This is a genomic window from Streptomyces sp. BL1, from assembly GCF_057628045.1.
This window is the reverse complement of sequence record NZ_JBXYWZ010000002.1, coordinates 1,719,568-1,738,278: the sequence shown is the minus strand read 5'-3', so window position 1 is coordinate 1,738,278 and position 18,711 is coordinate 1,719,568. Positions and strand designations below refer to the sequence as shown.

Here is an 18,711-nt window from a genome sequence, read left to right as displayed (position 1 = left end):
TTCACGGACCCGGGTAAGGTCCGTGCAGCATTTCAGGATCTTGACTTCACGATCTCGTGGAAGGAAACGTGTGGAAGCCAACACTCGTGACACAGGGCGTCTGCCGGCTGCCTTCCTGACGCCGGGCTCCTCGTCGTTCATGGATTTCCTCTCGGACCACGCGCCGGACCAGATGCCGGGGAACCGGCCGTTGCCGCCTGTCGAGGGTGCGATCCAGGCGCCGCACGGTACGACCATCGTCGCGGCGTCCTTCGCGGGCGGTGTGGTGCTGGCCGGCGACCGGCGGGCGACGATGGGCAACGTCATCGCGCAGCGGGACATCGAGAAGGTGTTCCCGGCCGACGAGCACTCCGCGGTGGGCATCGCCGGTACGGCGGGCCTGGCCGTGGAGATGGTGAAGCTCTTCCAGCTGGAGCTGGAGCACTTCGAGAAGGTGGAGGGCTCCACGCTCTCCCTGGAGGGCAAGGCGAACCGGCTCTCCACCATGATCCGCAGCAATCTCGGCATGGCGCTCCAAGGGCTCGCCGTCGTCCCGCTGTTCGCGGGGTACGACCTGGAGCGAGGCAAGGGCAGGATCTTCAGTTACGACGTCACCGGCGGCCGTTCCGAGGAGTACGGCTTCACCGCCGTCGGTTCGGGCTCCGTCTTCGCCCGCGGTTCGCTGAAGAAGCTGCACCGCGACGAACTGACGGAGCAGCAGGCGGCGTCCGTGGTGCTGCAGGCGCTGTACGACGCGGCGGACGACGACTCGGCCACCGGCGGGCCCGACATGACCCGGAAGATCTATCCGATCGTCACGGTCATCAGTGAGGACGGCTTCCGGAAGATGTCCGAGACGGAGGTCTCGGAGCTGGCCCGGGTGGTGCACGAGGGGCGGCTGCAGTCGCCCAACGGGCCGCAGGCTCCGCTCTCTTGACGGTTCTTCCGAGAGTCCTCCCGAGGGACGCACTACAGACAGGAAGGGACGGATAGCCGGTGTCGACGCCGTTCTATGTGTCACCCCAGCAGGCCATGGCGGACCGTGCCGAATATGCCCGCAAGGGCATCGCCCGGGGCCGCAGCGTGGTCGTGTTGCAGTACGCCGACGGCATCGTGTTCGTCGCCGAGAATCCCTCGCGCGCACTGCACAAGGTCAGCGAGATCTACGACCGGATCGCCTTCGCCGCAGTCGGCAAGTACAACGAGTTCGAGAATCTGCGCATCGGCGGCGTCCGGTACGCGGATCTGCGCGGATACACCTACGACCGCGAAGACGTGACGGCCCGTGGGCTCGCCAACGTCTACGCACAGACGCTGGGCACCATCTTCTCCTCCAGCGCCGAGAAGCCGTACGAGGTGGAGCTGATCGTCGCCGAGGTGGGCCCGGCCCCCGAGGACGACCAGATCTACCGCCTGCCGCACGACGGTTCGATCGTGGACGAGCACGGCTCGGTCGCGGTCGGCGGCAACGCCGAACAGATCAGCACCTATCTCGACCAGCGGCACCGGGACGACATGTCGCTGTCCGAGGCACTGAAGCTCGCCGTGGAGTCCCTCAACCGGGACAACAACGGCGGGGAGCGCGAACTGACCTCCGATCAGCTGGAGGTCGCGGTCCTCGACCGCGGCCGCCAGCAGCAGCGGAAGTTCAAGCGGGTGCTGGGCCGTCAGCTGTCGCAGCTGCTGGAGGAGAGCGGCGGAGCCGCCGAGTCCTCCGGCACCCCGGCCTCCGACGACTCCGCGGACTCCTCCGAGGGCGGGAGCACGGAGGAATAATCCCGCGACTCCGCCCTCCCGGGGTGGTACGCATGACGCCGTACGCCGCGCGCGTACGGCGTCTGCGCTTCTCCGCCCCGGACGGCGCACCGCCTCAGGAGGGGAGTCGCGCCGATGGGGACGGGCTACACCGGACTGCTGCGTGCCCGGCATGCCATGCGTCTGCTGGTGGGCACGCTGGTGGGCCGGCTGCCGAACGCCACGGGCCCGCTGGCCATCGTGCTGTTCGTCCGTGCGGAGGGCGGCAGTTACAGCCTCGCGGGCGCGCTGTCCGCCGTGTTCGGGCTCGCCACCGCCGCGGGACAGCCGCTGCTGGGACGCCTCGTCGACCTGTACGGGCAGCCGCGCGTGATGCTGCCCGCGGCACTCGGATCGGCCCTGGGCACGGCGCTGTTCGCCGCCGCGGGCACCGGGCCGCTCGCCGTGGCCGTCGCCGCGGTCTTCGTCGCGGGGCTGTGCACGCCGCCGCTGGAAGGGGCGTTGCGGGCCCTGTGGCCGGGCGTCCTGCGGCATACGCACGGCGAGGGCGCCGTGCAGGCCGCGTACGCGCTGGACGCCGTCGCGCAGGAAGTCATGTTCGCCGTCGGCCCGTTGCTCGTGACGCTGCTCGTCGCCCTGTGGAGCGAGACGGCCGCGCTGCTCGTCCTGGCGCTGCTCGGCGTCCTGGGCGCGCTCTCCGTCATCGTGTCGCCGCCGTCCCGCGCGTGGCGCTCCGAGCCCCGTGCGGCGCACTGGCTGGGCGCGCTGCGCTCGCCCGGACTGCTGGCGCTGCTGGGCGCGTTCTTCTTCGTCGGGATCGCCCTGGGCACCATCGGCGTGGCGGCCGTCGGCTACGCGGACGACCACGGCGACCGGCTCGTCTCCAGCCTGCTGCTGTCCGGCCTCGGCGTCGGCGCGCTCATCGGCGGCGTGCTGTACGGCGCGCGGCAGTGGGCCGGTCCCGCCGAGCGCCGGCTGCGGTGGCTGATGGCCGCGCTGGCGGTCTGCTATCTGCCGCTGGCGCTGGTTCCCGGCGTGCCGGCCATGACGGCGCTGACCGTCGTCGCGGGCCTGTTCCTCGCGCCGTCGCTGGCCTGCTCGTTCGTGGTGGTGGACCGGCACGCCCCGGCGGGCACGGTGACGGAGGCGTTCTCCTGGCTCGTCACGACCTTCGGCGTGGGCACCGCGGCGGGGACGGCCGTGACGGGCCCGGTCCTCGAAGCGGGCGGTGCCGCGGCCGGGTTCGGTGTGGCGGGAGCGGGCGGTGTGGCCGCGCTGTGCGTCCTACTGCTGACGGTGCGCGCCCTGCCGGCTCCTCCCGCAGGTCCTGGCGGTGCGTCAGTCCCGTTGGCACGGTCGGAAAATGATCGGAACGGTGCCCCCGAACCCGGTTTCAGATCACGTCATCAGGCGTAATGTTCAGTCATGGACCGCCGAATCTTCGGGCTGGAGAACGAGTACGGCGTCACATGCACGTTCCGGGGTCAGCGCAGGCTGTCCCCTGACGAAGTGGCGCGGTACCTCTTCCGCCGTGTCGTGTCATGGGGCCGCAGCAGCAATGTGTTCCTGCGGAACGGCGCACGCCTCTATCTGGATGTGGGATCGCACCCGGAGTACGCGACTCCCGAGTGCGACAACGTGACCGAGCTGGTGACCCACGACAAGGCGGGCGAGCGCATTCTCGAGGGACTGCTCGTCGACGCCGAACGCCGCCTGCACGAGGAAGGAATCGCGGGCGACGTCTATCTGTTCAAGAACAACACCGACTCGGCGGGCAACTCCTACGGCTGCCACGAGAACTATCTCGTGGCCCGGCACGGGGAGTTCTCACGGCTGGCGGACGTGCTCATCCCGTTCCTGGTGACCCGTCAGCTGGTGTGCGGGGCAGGGAAGGTGCTGCAGACGCCGCGGGGTGCCGTGTACTGCGTCAGTCAGCGCGCCGAGCACATCTGGGAGGGCGTCTCCTCGGCGACGACCCGTTCCCGGCCGATCATCAACACCCGCGACGAGCCGCACGCCGACGCCGAGCGGTACCGCCGCCTGCACGTCATCGTCGGCGACTCCAACATGTCCGAGACCACCATGCTCCTGAAGGTCGGCGCCACCGACCTCGTGCTGCGCATGATCGAGGCCGGCACGGTGATGCGGGACCTCACCCTGGAGAACCCGATCCGGGCCATCCGCGAGGTCAGCCACGACATCACGGGGCAGCGGAAGGTGCGCCTGGCCAGCGGCCGGGAGGCCTCCGCGCTGGAGGTGCAGCAGGAGTACTACGAGAAGGCGCTGGACTTCTGCGACCGGCGCGGCATCCGCACCGGCCGCGTGGAGCAGGTGCTGGAGCTGTGGGGCCGCACCCTGGAGGCCGTGCGCACCCAGGAGCTGGACAAGGTCAACACCGAGATCGACTGGGTGATGAAGTACCAGCTGATCGACCGCTACCGCGCCAAGAACAACATCACCATGTCGCATCCGCGGGTCGCGCAGATAGACCTCGCGTACCACGACATCCACCGCCGCCGCGGGCTCTACTACCTGCTGGAGCGCAGCGGGCAGGCGGCGCGGATCTGCAACGACCTCAAGATTTTCGAGGGCAAGTCGGTGCCGCCGCAGACCACCCGTGCCCGGCTGCGCGGTGACTTCATCCGGCGGGCGCAGGAGCAGCGCCGGGACTTCACCGTGGACTGGGTGCATCTGAAGCTGAACGACCAGGCGCAGCGCACAGTGCTGTGCAAGGACCCGTTCCGCTCGGTCGACGAGCGGGTGGAGAAGCTGATCGCAGGCATGTGACCGGCATCTGAGACGTACGTGTGCGCACAGTCCGAGCGGATGTGCGCAGCGTCCGTGTCAAGACAGCCGGAGAAGTCAGCGTGTCGGGAGTGGCGTCGGGGGCCGGGCGTAGTCGTAGGGTTGGCGCGACCGCCCGGACCCCCGATCCCGAGTTGGACTGATGATTGCGAAGAAGTACGCCCGCCGCACTGCTGCGGCGCTGGTCGTCCCCGCCCTGCTGATGACTGCCGCATGCGGCGGGTCCGACGACTCCGCACAGAACGAGGTGTCCGGCAAGCCCGGCGACAAGCCGAAGGTCTCCCTGGCGAAGAGCGCCAAGCCGCCGAAGAAGGTCTCCGTGAAGACCCTCGACGAGGGCAAGGGCAAGCCCGCGGCCAAGGGCGACTTCGTCCGCTTCGATGTGCTCGGCAAGATGACCGGGGACAAGCAGGGCAAGGGCCAGGACCTGATCAGCACCTGGAACTCGCAGACCGGCGCCGCCAAGAACGGTGCCCACACCCAGATGGTGACCAAGCTCGGTGCCCAGCAGCAGATGCTGCCGGCCCCGGTGACCAACGCGCTGGTCGGCAAGAAGCCGGGCAGCCGGGTGCAGATCGAGGGCACCGCCAAGTCGCTGCTCGGCGCCCAGCAGGCGGCCCAGACCGGCATGAAGCCGAACTCCGGCATGATCTGGGTGCTGGACCTCGCCTCCTCCTCCAAGGTGGACGCGAAGGCTCAGGCCAAGGGTGAGCAGGCGGAGATCAAGAGTGGTCTGCCGCAGGCGAAGGCCGAGGACAAGAAGGCCGCCGACATCACGGTGCCCAAGGGCCAGAAGCCGCCCAAGTCCCTGGAGCAGCAGACGCTGATCAACGGCAAGGGCCCCGAGGTGAAGACCGGTGACGGTCTGGTCGCCCAGTACACCGGTGTGAAGTGGGAGGACGGCAAGAAGTTCGACTCCTCCTGGGACCACGGCGGCGCGACCGGCTTCCAGATCGGCACCAAGTCCGTGATCCCCGGCTGGGACAAGGCGCTGACCGGCAAGAAGGTCGGCGACCGGGTGCTGCTCGTCGCCCCGCCGAAGGAGGCGTACGGCGCGCAGCAGGCACAGCCCGGTGCGCAGAAGAACCCGCTGGCGAAGAACACCCTGGTGTTCGTGGTCGACATCGTCGGCAAGGTCTGAGCCCGTCCGCTGCCACCGGCCGCCGTCTGGGAGACTGACGCGGTTGCCGAACAAGATTATTTCGTAGGAGCTGCACGTGAGAGGCATCGACAAGCCCGAGATCGACTTCCCCGGGGACGAGCCGCCGGCCGACCTGGAGGTTGTCGACCTGTGGGAGGGCGACGGCGAGGAGGCCAAGCCCGGGGACAACGTCTCCGTGCACTATGTGGGCGTCTCCTTCTCCTCCGGTGAGGAGTTCGACGCCAGCTGGAACCGCGGTCGTCCGCTGCAGTTCGAGCTCGGGTCCGGCCAGGTCATCCCCGGCTGGGACAAGGGCGTGCAGGGCATGAAGGTCGGCGGCCGCCGCCGGCTGACCATCCCGCCGCACCTCGCCTACGGCGAGCGCGGCGCGGGCGGTGGCCGGATCAAGCCGAACGAGACGCTGATCTTCGTTTGCGACCTGGTCTCCGTCTGAGGCTCCACTGAGCCTCGTCCGCGACCGGACGAGCATCCGCTCACCCTCCGAGGGCCCCGCCGTGAGGCGGGGCCCTCGGCTTTTGCCGGAGCTCCGCCGAGCGGTACGGTCAACCCTCCGTACAGGACAACAGAGGGCAAGAGGGGTCCCATGGCGATTGCCAAGGCCGAGCGGCTGATGAATCTGGCGCTGTGCCTGCTGGGAGCCCGGCGCCCGCTGACCAAGCGTGAACTGCACGACTCGATCGAGGCCTATATGGAGGCCGGCAGCGAGGAGTCGTACAGCCGGATGTTCGAGCGCGACAAGGACGATCTGCGCGAACTCGGCCTCGTCATCGACACGGTGGAGAACCTCGACGGGGAGACCGGCTATCTCGCCCGCCGCGACAGCAACCGGCTGCCGCCGATCGCGCTGGACGCGGAGGAGGCCACCGCACTGAACCTCGCGGCGCGCGTGTGGCAGCAGGCGCGGCTGGCGGGCGCCGCCAGCGGGGCGCTGCAGAAGCTGCGCGCGGCCGGCGGCATGCCGCAGCAGGACGGCGGCGCCGGCGCCGCGGAGGACGCGCCGGGCGCGTATCCGCACAGCACCCTGGAGCCCCATATCCCGGCCAGGGAAGCCGCGTTCGAGCCGCTGATGCTCGCCTGCCGGGACCGCCGCCCGGTGCAGTTCGACTACCGCAAGTCCAACGCGGCGCGCGCCGAACGCCGTCAGGTCGAGCCGTGGGCGCTGGAGTGCTGGCGCGGCCACTGGTATCTGGCCGGGTACGACCGCGAGCGGCAGGACGAGCGGGTCTTCCGGCTGTCCCGCATCACCGGCGCGGTGCGCTCCCGCGCGGGCGCCTTCACCGCGCCCGTGCCCGACGTGGTCACCGTCCGCGAGACGGTCGAACGCTGGGCGGGGGAGGGCGCCGCCTCGAGCAGCGCCCGGATCCGGCTGCGCGCCGGCTCCGGCTACCCGCTGCGCGCCCGCGCGACCGAGGTGCGGGAGCTGCGGGAGGAGTGGGCCGGCTGGCAGGAGCTGGAGATCCCGTACGGGCACGGACTGGACGCCTGGCTCGTGGAGTTCGGGCCCGACGTGGTCGTACTGGAGCCCGCCGAGCTGCGGGCCGACGTGGTGGACCGGCTGCGCGCCGTGGCCAAGGGCTGAGGGGGAGACGTACGCGTATGGCAGCGAACGCCATCGACCAGACCCGCAGGATGCTGTCCCTGGTGACGTATCTGCGGGACCGGCCCGGCGCCCGGATCGACGAGGTCGCCCGGGCCTTCGGGATCACCTCCGACGAGCTGATCTCGGATCTGAACGTGCTGCCGATGTGCGGCACCAGCTTCCGCGGCGGCGATCTGCTGGAGATCGACACGGACGGCGAGCGGATCTGGTGGCGGAACGCCGACACGCTCGGCAGCGACACCGCGCAGCCGCTCAGGATCGCCGCGGACGAGGCGACGGCGCTGCTGGTCGCCGCGCGCGCCGTGGCGACGCTGCCGGGGCTGCGCGAGAGCGACAGGGACGCGCTGCGGCGGGCCACCGCGAAGCTGGAGGAGGCCGCGGGGGAGAACGCGGGCGCCAGCTCGCGGCTGTCGGTCACCTTCGAGTCCGAGGGCGGCGTGTTCGCCGACGTGGACCGGGCGATCGCGGAGCGGCGCCGGCTGTGGATCCGCTACTACTCCCCGGCGCGCGACGAGTTGACCGAGCGCGAGGTGGACCCGATCCGGCTGTTCGCCGTCGGGCACACGTACGTGGAGGCCTGGTGCCGGCTGTCCGAGGCGCGCCGCACCTTCCGGCTGGACCGGGTCGCGGAGATCCGGCTGCTGGACGAGCCCGCCGACCCGCCGCCCATGGAGCAGCGCGATCTGAGCGCGGGGCTCGTACAGCCGGCGGAGACCGATCCCGAAGTGGTCGTCGAGGTGGGGCCCGGTGGGCGCTGGGTCGCCGAGTACTACCCGCACGACAGCGCGGAGGAACTGCCCGACGGGGGGCTGCGGATCACGCTGCGGACGCCGGACCCGGCGTCGCTGCGGCGGCTGGCGCTGCGGCTGGGGCACGACGGGCGGATCACCGCGCCGCGTGAACTCGCCGACAGCGCACGGGAAGCGGCACGCAAGGCGCTCGCCCTCTACGGAGAGAGCTGAGCCGTACGGGAGTGCCGGGACCTCGCGTGCCGGGCCGGTGAGTTCCGGGTCACACAGGGGCAGGGACTAGGCTCTTCCCATGCTCTGGCCCATGGTCTCTCTCACGCTCGCCTTCTGCGGAGTCGCCGTGCTCGGTGTGCTCGCCGTCCGCGTCGGCATCGAGGTGCGCCGCTTCTCCCGTGCCGTCGGGGACAGTTCGGAGCGGATCACGACGGCCGCGGAGAATCTCGAACGCGCTGCGATGCCGCTCGCGGGGCGCGCGGGGCGCTCGCACGGCCCGGACGACCGCGGCTAGCGGGAACCGGTCCGGTGGCGCTCTCCTGCCGCGCGGGCGTCGGCGGTACGCTGCTGTGGTGTGCGGCGCCGGCCGGGTCCCGGCGGGGTGGCGGGAGGCAACCGCGAGTATGCACGGGGATTGCTCCACGTTCACTCCACAGGGTTACGATCGCTGTCAGCACAAAAGCTTCACCGGACCGTCCGCAACCACACGGCCGGCACAGAGACACGCCGCCCCGGCGAGAAGGTAGTGGCACATGATCGCAGGTCTGAAGCCCATGGAGATCGTACTGATCGTCGTGGTGATCCTTCTGCTGTTCGGCGCCAAGAAGCTGCCGGACATGGCCCGTTCGCTGGGCAAGTCGGCCCGCATCCTCAAGAGCGAGGCCAAGCAGATGAAGAAGGACGGCGGCGACGAGAGCGAGTCCGGCAGCGCGTCCAACGCCTCCGGCAGCGACGCGCAGCAGTCGGCGCCGCGGACCATCCAGGCCTCTCCCGGCGACGTCGCCTCGTCCCGTCCCGTGAACGAGACGAGCGAGCCGAAGCAGAACTGACCGACCGGACCCGCCCAGCAAAACCGCATACCGGGCGGACTCCCTCTTTTTCACACTTCCGACACTTCTGACATCGAGGACGTGGGTTGCTCAAGTCCGCCCGTACGCAGGGTAAGCAGCAGAAGGACCCCGAGGGGCGGATGCCGCTCGCGGAGCATCTGCGGGAGCTGCGCAACCGGTTGATGAAGTCGGTCCTGGTGATCCTCGTCGTCACCATCGTCGCGATGGTGTACTACAAGCAGATCGCCGAGTTCCTGATGGGGCCGGTGCGCGACTCCGTCGGCTGCACCAAGGGATTCGGCCAGGCGAGCCAGGACGGCGAGACCTGCGCCGAGATCACCATCAACGGCCTGGTCGCCCCCTTCACCATCATGCTGAAGGTGTCGCTGACCGCCGGTGTGGTCGTCGCCTCGCCGGTCTGGCTCTACCAGCTGTGGGGCTTCCTCGCGCCCGGCCTGCACAAGCAGGAGAAGAAGTACGCGCGCAGCTTCGTCGGCGCGGGCGTGCCGCTGTTCCTCGGCGGCGCCTACCTCTCGTACCTGATCCTGCCGAACGCCGCCAAGACGCTGCTGGACTTCAGCCCCGGCGGTACGGGCAACCTCATCCCGCTCGACGACTTCCTGGACATCGTCACCCGGCTCGTCATCGTCTTCGGGCTCGCCTTCGAACTGCCGCTGCTGCTGGTCCTGCTGAACCTGGGCGGCATCCTCTCCGGGCGCCAACTGCTCGGCTGGTGGCGGGCGATGGTGCTGTGCATCACCATCTTCTCCGCCATCGCCACGCCCACCGGCGACCCGCTGACCATGCTCGCGCTGGCCGTCCCGATCGTGGCGCTCTACTTCGGCGCCGTCGGCGTCTGCCTGTTCAACGACAAGCGGCGGGCACGTACGAACCCGTACGCGGGCCTGGACGACGACGAGGCCTCCGACCTCGACTACACGCCCGAGCCGCTGAACGATCCCGAGCAGGCCGACACGGTCCCCGCGCAGCGGGCGCTGCCGGAGCCGGGACCGGGCAACTCCTCCAACGGCGACGGCCCGGGCGGGCACGGCAGGTCCGGCGGACAGAGCGGCTTCGACGACGCGACCTGACCGGGGACCGGTCCGGGCCGGCCCGGTGAACGGAAGGTCCCTGCATAAGATCGTGAGGTGTGTCAGGGGCGGCCGGTAGGCTCGGAGACACGATGACCGAGGACCTGTCCCCAGCTGAGCGGTACGCCGCGGCCCGCCTCCGCGCGGCCGACCAGGCCACCGCTCTCGCGCCCTTCCGTGACCTGTACGACTTCGAGCTGGACGAGTTCCAGGTCGAGGCGTGCCAAGCCCTCGAATCCGGGAAGGGCGTGCTGGTTGCCGCGCCGACCGGTTCCGGGAAGACGATCGTGGGCGAGTTCGCCGTCCACCTGGCCCTCACCCAGGGCCGCAAATGCTTCTACACCACGCCCATCAAGGCGCTGTCCAACCAGAAGTTCAACGACCTGGTGAAGCGGCACGGCGCCGACAAGGTGGGCCTCCTCACCGGTGACAACACCGTCAACGGCGAGGCCCCGATCGTCGTGATGACGACCGAGGTCCTGCGGAACATGCTCTACGCGGGCTCGCAGACCCTCCTCGGCCTCGGCCACGTGGTCATGGACGAGGTGCACTACCTCTCCGACCGGTTCCGCGGCGCCGTGTGGGAGGAGGTCATCATCCACCTCCCCGAGTCGGTGACCCTGGTCTCGCTGTCCGCGACGGTCTCCAACGCCGAGGAGTTCGGCGACTGGCTGGACACCGTGCGCGGCGACACCGAGGTGATCGTCTCCGAGCACCGGCCCGTGCCGCTGTGGCAGCACGTGCTGGCCGGCCGGCGGATGTACGACCTGTTCGAGGAGAAGGGCAACAAGCGCGAGGTCAATCCGGACCTGGTGCGCATGGCCCGGATGGAGAACAGCCGGGTCGGCGGGAATCCGCGCGACCGCCGCCGCCCCAAGCGGGAGGCCGACCGGGAGCGGGAGCGCAGACAGCGTTCCCGTATCTGGACCCCGGGCCGGGCCGAGGTCATCGACCGGCTGGACTCCGAGGGCCTGCTCCCCGCGATCACGTTCATCTTCAGCCGGGCAGGCTGCGCGGCCGCCGTGCAGCAGTGCATGGCCTCGGGACTGCGGCTGAACGACCAGGCGGGCCGGCTCCGGGTGCGGGAGATCGTCGAGGAGCGCACCAAGGACATCCCCGACGAGGACCTGCACGTGCTCGGGTACTTCGAGTGGCTGGAGGGCCTGGAGCGGGGCATCGCCGCGCACCACGCGGGGATGCTGCCGACCTTCAAGGAGGTCGTCGAGGAGCTGTTCGTCCGCGGCCTGGTGAAGGCCGTGTTCGCCACGGAAACCCTGGCTCTCGGCATCAACATGCCCGCCCGCTCGGTGGTGTTGGAGAAGCTCGTCAAGTGGAACGGCGAGCAGCACGCCGACATCACCCCGGGCGAGTTCACCCAGCTGACGGGGCGCGCCGGGCGGCGCGGCATCGACATCGAGGGACACGCCGTCGTGCTGTGGCAGCGCGGCATGGACCCGGGCGCGCTCGCGGGCCTGGCCGGCACCCGTACGTATCCGCTGCGTTCCTCCTTCAAGCCGTCGTACAACATGGCGGTCAACCTCGTCGGCCAGTTCGGCCGGCACCGCTCGCGGGAGCTGCTGGAGACGTCCTTCGCGCAGTTCCAGGCGGACCGTTCGGTGGTCGGCATCTCCCGCCAGGTGCAGAAGAACGAGGAGGGCCTGGAGGGCTACCGCGCCTCCATGACCTGCCACTTGGGCGACTTCGAGGAGTACGCGCGCATGCGCCGCGAGCTCAAGGACCGGGAGAACGAGCTCGCCAAGCAGGGCGCCGTGCAGCGCAGGGCGCAGGCCGAGGCGTCGCTGGAGAAGCTGAAGCCGGGCGATGTGATCCATGTGCCGACGGGCAAGTTCGCCGGGCTCGCACTCGTCATCGACCCGGGCACCGCGCCCGGGCGCAGCCCCGGCAGCCGGCGCGGCTGGGACCATCACGAGGGGCCGCGGCCGCTGGTGCTCACCGCGCAGCGGCAGGTGAAGCGGCTGAACTCGGCGGACTTCCCGGTGCCGGTCGAGCCGCTGGAGAAGATGAAGATCCCCAAGTCGTTCAACGCGCGCAGCCCGCAGTCGCGCCGCGACCTGGCGTCCGCGCTGCGGTCCAAGGCCGGGCACCACGCCCCGCCGCGGCACCGGAAGCAGCGCGCTGACGCGGCCGACGACTCCGAGATCGCGCGGCTGCGCACCGCGCTGCGGGCGCACCCGTGCCACGGCTGCGACGAGCGCGAGGACCACGCCCGGTGGGCCGAGCGCTATATGCGGCTGAAGCGGGACACCCGGCAGCTGGAGCGCAAGATCGAGGGGCGGACGAACACCATCGCGCGCACCTTCGACCGGGTCTGCGGTGTCCTCACCGACCTCGAATATCTCCAGGGCGACCAGGTCACCGAGGACGGCAGGCGCCTCGCCCGGCTCTACGGCGAGCTGGACCTGCTGGCGTCGGAGTGCCTGCGCGACGGTGTGTGGGAGGGCCTGCCCCCGTCCGAACTGGCCGCCTGCGCCTCCGCGTTGGTGTACGAGTCGCGGCGGGACGACGACGCGCTGCCGCCGAAGCTGCCGGGCGGCAGGGCGACGACCGCGCTGGACGAGATGGTGCGCATCTGGGGCCGGCTCGACGAGCTGGAGGAGCAGCACCGCATCCACCAGAGCGAGGGCGTCGGCCAGCGCGAGCCCGACCTCGGCTTCGCCTGGGCCGCCTACCGCTGGGCGGAGGGCCACGGCCTCGACGAGGTGCTGCGGGACGCGGACATGCCGGCCGGTGACTTCGTGCGCTGGTGCAAGCAGTGCGTCGACGTGCTCGGGCAGCTCGCGGCCGCGGCCCCGCCGGACGGCACGGTCGCGAAGAACGCCCGCCGTGCGACGGACGCCATGCGGCGCGGCGTGGTGGCCTACTCCAGCGTGGGCTGACGGCCCGTCCGGCGAAGTGACCCGGCTTGTGTGCCCCGGCCCGTACGGCGTACGGGCCGGGGCACTTCGCCGTGTGCTCAGCCGGTGGCGAGTGCCGGGTCGCTGACTCCCGGCGCTCCGGTCTCGACGTGGCCTGCGAAGCGGCGGAGGAAGCTCTCGTCGCGGTCGGAGACCACCGACACGTCGTACCAGCGCTTGCTGCCGCGCAGATCCAGCGTGTGCCGCACGGTGGCGCCCCGCCGTACGGTGAGCGTCTCGGAGCCGCCGCCGTACGCCTTGGCGCGGGTGAGGGTGAGACGGCAGTCCACAGCGCCGCGGTTGGTGAGGGTCAGGTCGAGGCTGCCGGTGGACGCGTTGTGGCGGGCCGTCACCTCGGGGCCCGCCGTGCTGCCCGGCCCCTTGAAGGCGCGCAGGAAGCCGTTCGGGCCGTGGACGGTGAGGTCGTAACTCCCCTTGGAGTACGCCGTGTTCCAGGTATCGGAGACCTTGTCGCCCGAGGCGGCGGTGTACGTCCACGGACCGTCGGTGCGGTTGCCCGACGACACGCGGAACTGCGCGCCGGCGGACGGTCCCGCGCTGAGGGTGAGGGTGAACTTGCCCGTCGCGGCGTCGCCCGCGCCGTCCGTGAAGGGCGCGTACGGCAGCGGGCGGGTGGGGCGGGAGCCGGGCTCCTGGCGGGGGAGTGTGCCCTTGGCGGGCGGCTTCGGCACGTAGTCGGGGTGCCGTTCGCGGTCCGGCGGCGCGTACCCGTCGGTGGGCGGCAGTTCCGTGGGGGCGCCCTCCGTACGGCCGAAGTCGAAGGCGGAGGTGAGGTCGCCGCAAATGGCCCGCCGCCAGGGGGAGATGTGCGGTTCGCGCACTCCGAAGCGGCTCTCCATGAACCGGATGACGGAGGTGTGGTCGAAGGTCTCGGAGCACACGTGGCCGCCGGTGCTCCAGGGGGAGAGGACCAGCATGGGCACGCGCTGGCCGAGCCCGTACGGGCCGGGCCCGTACGCCGCGTTCCCGGCGAAGAGGTCGGCGGAGACGTCCACCGTGGACTTGCCCTGCGCGGCGGACGACGGCGGGTACGGCGGCACGATGTGGTCGAAGAAGCCGTCGTTCTCGTCGTACGTGACGAACAGCGCCGTCCGGCTCCACACCTCGGGGTCGGACGTCAGCGCGTCCAGCACCTGCGCGATGTACCAGGCGCCGTAGTTCGCGGGCCAGTTGGGGTGCTCCGTGTACGCCTCGGGGGAGGCGATCCAGGAGACCGAGGGAAGCCTGCCGCCCTGCACATCGGCCTTGAGGACGTCGAACAGGCCGTCGCCCTTCTTCACACTGGTCCCTGTGCGCGCCTTGTCGTACAGCGGGTTGCCGGGCTGCGCGCCACGGTAACTGTTGAAGTACAGCAGCGAGTTGTCGCCGTAGTTGCCGCGGTAGGCGTCGTCGATCCAGCCCCACTTGCCGGCGGCGTCCAGACCGTCGCCGGTGTCCTGGTAGATCTTCCAGGAGACCCCGGCCCGCTCCAGCCGCTCCGGGTACGTCGTCCAGCCGTACCCCTTCTCCTCGTTGCCGAGGACGGGGCCGCCGCCGGTGCCGTCGTTCCCGGTGTAACCGGACCACATGTAGTAGCGGTTCGGGTCGGTGGAGCCGATGAACGAGCAGTGGTACGCGTCGCAGACGGTGAACGCGTCGGCGAGCGCGTAGTGGAACGGGATGTCCTCGCGGGTGAGGTACGCCATCGTCGTCGGCGTCTTGGCGGGCACCCACTGGTCGTACCTGCCCTGGTTGAACGCCCGGTGCCCGCCCGCCCAGTCGTGGTTGAGGTCCTGGAGGAACTGCAGCCCCAGGTCGTCCACTTCGGGGCGGAACGGCAGCACCTCCTTCGCGCCGTCCCGCTGGTGCCAGACCGGTTTGCCGTCCGGCAGCGTCACGGGCCGCGGGTCGCCGAAGCCGCGGACACCCTTCAGCGAGCCGAAGTAGTGGTCGAACGAACGGTTCTCCTGCATCAGGACGACGATGTGCTCGACGTCCTTCAGGCTGCCGGTGGCGCGGCGTGCCGGGATGGCGGCGGCGCGCGCGATGCTGTCCGACAGCAGGGTGAACGCGGCGGTGCCACCGGCGAGTTGCATGAACCGCCGGCGGTTGAGTTCTGCCATGGGAGAGGTGACCTCCGAGGGTGACGAGCACAACGGGACACGAGCGAGTGGGGCGTCGCAAGAGTGTTCCAAGGACGGTGATGCCTGCGGAAGACATCGTGTCGGCACTGTGACGTTCCGCGGCACGGATGGTGAATCCCGCCCCTTGGACACCGCGCGGCGCCAGGGTGCGCACCGGATCGAGGCGGTACGCGGATCGGGCGGCGTGACCGTGCAAAGGGGGCGCACAGCGGGGTTTTCGCGCGCCGGGGAGGGTGCGGGGCTGTGCGAGGATCGCCCTCGATGAGCACCACGGGACGGCAGGCATGAGCACCACGGGATGGCGGGTCGGGCGCCCGCGCGGCGAGCAGCGGACGGAGTCCGGGCTGTCGGCTCATGAGCAACTGCTGGCCGCCGCCGCGGAGTTGTTCACCACGCGCGGCTACGCGGCCACCACGGTGCGCGCCGTCGCCGAACGGGCCGGTCTGCGGCAGGCAGCGGTGTACCAGTGCGCCGACGGCAAGGAGGAACTCCTCGCCGATCTGCTGGAGTCCGCGGTCCGGCCGTCGCTGAAGGTGGCGCGGGCCATGCTGGCCGACGAGTTCGGCATGCCGGCGGAGCTGCGGCTGTGGATCCTCTGCCGTTCCGAGGTGGAGCTCGCGTGCCGGGGCCCGCACCATCTCGGCGGGCTCTTCCTGCTGCCCGAGGTCCGCACCGAGCGGTTCGCGGGCTTCCGCCGAATGCGGGCCCGACTGAGGGACGCCTACGGGGAGTTGCTGTCGGCCACCGCCGTGGGGCGCGGGCTGGACGCGGCCGAGCGTGCGGCACGTACGGACCTCGTCCGCGGGCTGATCGAGGGCGTCACGCTGACGCAGCGCTCCGATCCGGGGCGCCCCGCCGCCGAGTTCGCCACGTCGGCGGCCGACGCGGCGCTGCGGGTCGCGGGCGTCGACGGATCATCCGTACCCCGGCAGTGAGCCGGGCCGCCGTCCCGCGCCCGTAGGGGACGCACCGGGTCACGCCGGAACGGAATGTTCAACTTCCGGTATTTCGCGCACTGTTGACCTTTGCCCCGGGGTATCGACAGGTTGTGCCCCGTACGTATCCCCGACTGGGAGGCACACGTGCGTCTTCATCCCCCCACCCGTCCCCAGGGTCCCGTCCGTAACAGACCGCGCCTGCGCCGCTGGGCCGCGGCGGTCACCGCTCTCGTCGCGGTCGCCGCACTCCCCCCGGCGCAGGCCGCCGTGGGCCGGCCGCATCCGGACCATCTGCGCCGCGCCGCCGACCCGGCCCGTACGCTGCGGCTCGATCAGATCCAGGCGATGGCCACCCACAACAGCTACCACCGCGAGGCGCCGTTCGCGGAGCAGAAGCTGATGGGGGAGTACGACCCGGGCTTCGGGAACCTGCTCTACAGCCACTCCTCGCTGCCGCACCAGTTCGCGCGGCAGCAGGTCCGCGGCATCGAACTCGACGTCTTCCCCGACCCGCAGGGCGGCCTGTACGCCGATCCGCTGATCCGCAAGAAGGCCGGGCTGCCGCCGCTCACGGACCCGGAGTTGAAGAAGCCCGGCTTCAAGGTGCTGCACTGGGCCGACTTCGACTACCACAGCACCTGCACGAGCCTGCGGAGCTGTCTGACGCAGGTGAAGCAGTGGTCCGCGAGCCGCCCCGGGCACGCCCCCGTTCCCGTACTGCTGGAGCTGAAGCGGACCGACCCGCGGCTGGAACAGGCCGGCGGCGCCAAGTCCCCGCCGTGGGACACGAAGATGCTCGACGCGCTCGACGCGGAGATCCGCTCGGTGTTCCCCGACGAGCAGACCGTGACGCCGGACGACATCCGGCGGCCGGGGAAGACGCTGGAGCAGTCCGTGCTGAGGCACGGCTGGCCGCGGGTGTCCGCCGCGCGCGGCAAGACGATGTTCCTGATGGACAACGACGACCAGGGGCTCCAGGACGCCTACCGTGCGGGCGGCCGGGAGAGCCTCCAGGGCAGAGTGCTGTTCACCGACTCCGAACCGGGCCGCCCCGACGCGGCGTTCATGAAGGTCAACGACCCGCGCGGGCCGAACAGAGCGACCATCCAGGACCTGGTGCGGCGCGGCTACTTCGTCCGTACGCGCGCCGACGAACCGCTGCGGGAGGCGACGTCCGGCGACACGACGATGCTGCGCGACGCGCTCGCGTCCGGCGCGCAGATGGTCAGCACGGACTTCCCGTCGCCCGGGATGGCGGCCCGCTACGGCTCCGATTACGTCGCCGAACTCCCGCCCGGGAGTGGCCCGGTGCGGTGCAACCCGGTCACGGTGCGGCCGGGGCGCTGCCCCGTGGGCCCGCTGGAACGCTGAACCCCGCGCTTCTCCGCCGCGGAGACGCGCTCCGTGCGTAACTGGCCGGCGGTGGCTGCGCGTTCGGTGGTCCGGGCGCGCTCACACCGCCGACCGGTGCCGCCGTGGTCACCCGCCGCCGCGGCGGGTGAGGGCGGGGCCCTCCGGAGGAGGGAGCCCTGCTGCCGGCGCGGGGGTCTTGCTGCCGGCGGGTGAGCCGCCACCGCGGCGGGAAAGTGAGGGCGGGGCTTACCGGTCGGCTGCCGCCGGAGCTTCCTGCTCCGCCTCCACCTGTTCGTTCCACTCCTTCTTCGACGCCTGCCAGCCGTCCTCGTTGTGGCCCAGGCGCCAGTAGCCGGAGATGGACAGCTGCTCGCGGGAGAGACCGCGCTCCAGGCGCAGGTGGCGGCGGAGCTCCTTCACGAAGCCGGCCTCGCCGTGCACGAACGCCTGCACGGTGCCCTCCGGGAACTCCAACTCCCGTACGGCGTCCACCAGAGGGCGCCCCACCGGCTTCGTACCGCGGTGCAGCCAGCGCACCTCGGCGCTCGCCGGCACGCTCAGCTTCTGCTCCTCCTCGGGCCCGGCCACCTCGATGAAGGCGTGCACCGGGGCGCCGCCCTCGGGCATCGCCTCCAGGGCCGCGGCGATCGCGGGCAGCGCGCTCTCGTCACCGGCGAGCAGGTGCCAGCCGGCCTCCGGGTCCGGGGCGTACGCGCCGCCGGGGCCGAGGAAGAGCACCTCCGTGCCCGGCTCGACGGACCGCGCCCACGGGCCCGCGATGCCCTCGTCGCCGTGCACCACGAAGTCCAGGGACAGCTCGCGCTGTTCGGCGTCCCAGTGCCGCACGGTGTACGTGCGCTGCGCCGGCCACTGGTCGCGCGGGAGGTCGGCCCGTACCTGCGCGATGTCGAACGGCTCCGGGTAGGTGACGCCGGGCAGCGGGAAGAGCAGCTTGACGTAGTGGTCGGTGTATTCGCCCGCCGGGAAGTCCGCGAGGCCCTCGCCGCCGAGGACGACCCGCACCATGTGCGGCGTGAGCCGCTCGGTGCGCACCACCTGCGCGCGGTGGGCCTGGGGCTTGCTGCGGGCCTGACGGCGGTCTGCCACGAGGGGCCTCCCTGGAATGCTGTGTGTGCCGCCGCTGCCCACGACGGCTGGTTAGGTTTGCCTAACCTAG

The 18,711-nt window shown here is 71.0% G+C and carries 16 protein-coding genes; 14 read left to right on the top strand and 2 right to left on the bottom strand.

Going from position 1 to position 18,711, the window contains the following annotated elements:
• Positions 1-70: 70 nt before the first annotated feature.
• The 12 genes from prcB (at position 71) to AC3AGO_RS07810 (ending at position 13,081) form a co-directional block, all read left to right on the top strand.
• Entirely contained in the window at positions 71-916 is an 846-nt protein-coding gene (prcB, locus tag AC3AGO_RS07865) for a proteasome subunit beta (RefSeq protein WP_487819410.1), read from the top strand.
• A gap of 59 nt (positions 917-975) precedes the next feature.
• Positions 976-1,755: a proteasome subunit alpha gene (gene prcA, locus AC3AGO_RS07860; protein ID WP_487819409.1), complete on the top strand. Its 780-nt coding sequence runs from the start codon at positions 976-978 to the stop codon at positions 1,753-1,755.
• Between the two features lie 114 nt (positions 1,756-1,869).
• Positions 1,870-3,150: an MFS transporter gene (locus AC3AGO_RS07855; RefSeq protein ID WP_487819408.1), complete on the top strand. Its 1,281-nt coding sequence runs from the start codon at positions 1,870-1,872 to the stop codon at positions 3,148-3,150.
• Between the two features lie 9 nt (positions 3,151-3,159).
• On the top strand, positions 3,160-4,521 hold the full coding sequence (pafA, locus tag AC3AGO_RS07850; protein ID WP_487819407.1) for a Pup--protein ligase: 1,362 nt from the start codon (positions 3,160-3,162) through the stop codon (positions 4,519-4,521).
• Positions 4,522-4,681: 160 nt separating this feature from the next.
• Positions 4,682-5,680, top strand: coding sequence for an FKBP-type peptidyl-prolyl cis-trans isomerase (locus AC3AGO_RS07845; protein WP_487819406.1), 999 nt, complete (start codon positions 4,682-4,684; stop codon positions 5,678-5,680).
• Between the two features lie 76 nt (positions 5,681-5,756).
• On the top strand, positions 5,757-6,134 hold the full coding sequence (locus AC3AGO_RS07840; protein WP_487819405.1) for an FKBP-type peptidyl-prolyl cis-trans isomerase: 378 nt from the start codon (positions 5,757-5,759) through the stop codon (positions 6,132-6,134).
• A 150-nt stretch (positions 6,135-6,284) separates the two neighbouring features.
• Positions 6,285-7,280, top strand: a complete 996-nt coding sequence (locus AC3AGO_RS07835) for a helix-turn-helix transcriptional regulator (protein WP_487819404.1) — start codon at positions 6,285-6,287, stop codon at positions 7,278-7,280.
• A 17-nt stretch (positions 7,281-7,297) separates the two neighbouring features.
• Entirely contained in the window at positions 7,298-8,263 is a 966-nt protein-coding gene (locus AC3AGO_RS07830; RefSeq protein ID WP_487819403.1) for a helix-turn-helix transcriptional regulator, read from the top strand.
• A 79-nt stretch (positions 8,264-8,342) separates the two neighbouring features.
• The gene (locus AC3AGO_RS07825) at positions 8,343-8,558 is read left to right on the top strand and encodes a hypothetical protein (protein ID WP_487819402.1); all 216 of its coding nucleotides are present in this window, start codon (positions 8,343-8,345) and stop codon (positions 8,556-8,558) included.
• A gap of 238 nt (positions 8,559-8,796) precedes the next feature.
• Positions 8,797-9,093, top strand: coding sequence for a Sec-independent protein translocase subunit TatA (gene tatA / locus AC3AGO_RS07820; protein WP_487819401.1), 297 nt, complete (start codon positions 8,797-8,799; stop codon positions 9,091-9,093).
• Between the two features lie 86 nt (positions 9,094-9,179).
• The gene (gene tatC / locus AC3AGO_RS07815; RefSeq protein ID WP_487819400.1) at positions 9,180-10,184 is read left to right on the top strand and encodes a twin-arginine translocase subunit TatC; all 1,005 of its coding nucleotides are present in this window, start codon (positions 9,180-9,182) and stop codon (positions 10,182-10,184) included.
• Positions 10,185-10,276: 92 nt separating this feature from the next.
• A complete protein-coding gene (locus tag AC3AGO_RS07810; RefSeq protein ID WP_487819399.1) occupies positions 10,277-13,081 on the top strand; it encodes a DEAD/DEAH box helicase in 2,805 nt (934 codons plus the stop codon).
• Between the two features lie 77 nt (positions 13,082-13,158).
• Here AC3AGO_RS07810 and AC3AGO_RS07805 read toward each other — a convergent pair whose 3' ends face one another.
• Complete coding sequence (locus AC3AGO_RS07805) at positions 13,159-15,222, bottom strand: phosphocholine-specific phospholipase C (RefSeq protein ID WP_487819398.1); 2,064 nt, start codon at positions 15,220-15,222, stop codon at positions 13,159-13,161.
• A 305-nt stretch (positions 15,223-15,527) separates the two neighbouring features.
• Here AC3AGO_RS07805 and AC3AGO_RS07800 point away from each other — a divergent pair, with 305 nt between their 5' ends.
• Positions 15,528-16,178: a TetR/AcrR family transcriptional regulator gene (locus AC3AGO_RS07800; RefSeq protein WP_487819397.1), complete on the top strand. Its 651-nt coding sequence runs from the start codon at positions 15,528-15,530 to the stop codon at positions 16,176-16,178.
• Positions 16,179-16,325: 147 nt separating this feature from the next.
• Positions 16,326-17,552, top strand: coding sequence for a phosphatidylinositol-specific phospholipase C1-like protein (locus tag AC3AGO_RS07795; protein WP_487819396.1), 1,227 nt, complete (start codon positions 16,326-16,328; stop codon positions 17,550-17,552).
• 228 nt (positions 17,553-17,780) lie between these two features.
• On the opposite strand, the gene AC3AGO_RS07790 is transcribed toward AC3AGO_RS07795, so the two are convergent.
• Positions 17,781-18,641, bottom strand: coding sequence for a siderophore-interacting protein (locus AC3AGO_RS07790; protein ID WP_487819395.1), 861 nt, complete (start codon positions 18,639-18,641; stop codon positions 17,781-17,783).
• Positions 18,642-18,711: the final 70 nt, after the last annotated feature.

Excerpts from the sequence above, each read along its gene's own strand:
- AC3AGO_RS07855 (WP_487819408.1), top strand. The coding sequence starts at position 1,870 with ATGGGGACGGGCTACACCGGACTGCTGCGTGCCCGGCATGCCATGCGT.
- pafA (WP_487819407.1), top strand. The coding sequence starts at position 3,160 with ATGGACCGCCGAATCTTCGGGCTGGAGAACGAGTACGGCGTCACATGC.
- AC3AGO_RS07845 (WP_487819406.1), top strand. The coding sequence starts at position 4,682 with ATGATTGCGAAGAAGTACGCCCGCCGCACTGCTGCGGCGCTGGTCGTC.
- AC3AGO_RS07835 (WP_487819404.1), top strand. The coding sequence starts at position 6,285 with ATGGCGATTGCCAAGGCCGAGCGGCTGATGAATCTGGCGCTGTGCCTG.
- AC3AGO_RS07830 (WP_487819403.1), top strand. The coding sequence starts at position 7,298 with ATGGCAGCGAACGCCATCGACCAGACCCGCAGGATGCTGTCCCTGGTG.
- AC3AGO_RS07825 (WP_487819402.1), top strand. The coding sequence starts at position 8,343 with ATGCTCTGGCCCATGGTCTCTCTCACGCTCGCCTTCTGCGGAGTCGCC.
- tatA (WP_487819401.1), top strand. The coding sequence starts at position 8,797 with ATGATCGCAGGTCTGAAGCCCATGGAGATCGTACTGATCGTCGTGGTG.
- AC3AGO_RS07810 (WP_487819399.1), top strand. The coding sequence starts at position 10,277 with ATGACCGAGGACCTGTCCCCAGCTGAGCGGTACGCCGCGGCCCGCCTC.
- AC3AGO_RS07805 (WP_487819398.1), bottom strand. The coding sequence starts at position 15,222 with ATGGCAGAACTCAACCGCCGGCGGTTCATGCAACTCGCCGGTGGCACC.
- AC3AGO_RS07800 (WP_487819397.1), top strand. The coding sequence starts at position 15,528 with ATGAGCACCACGGGATGGCGGGTCGGGCGCCCGCGCGGCGAGCAGCGG.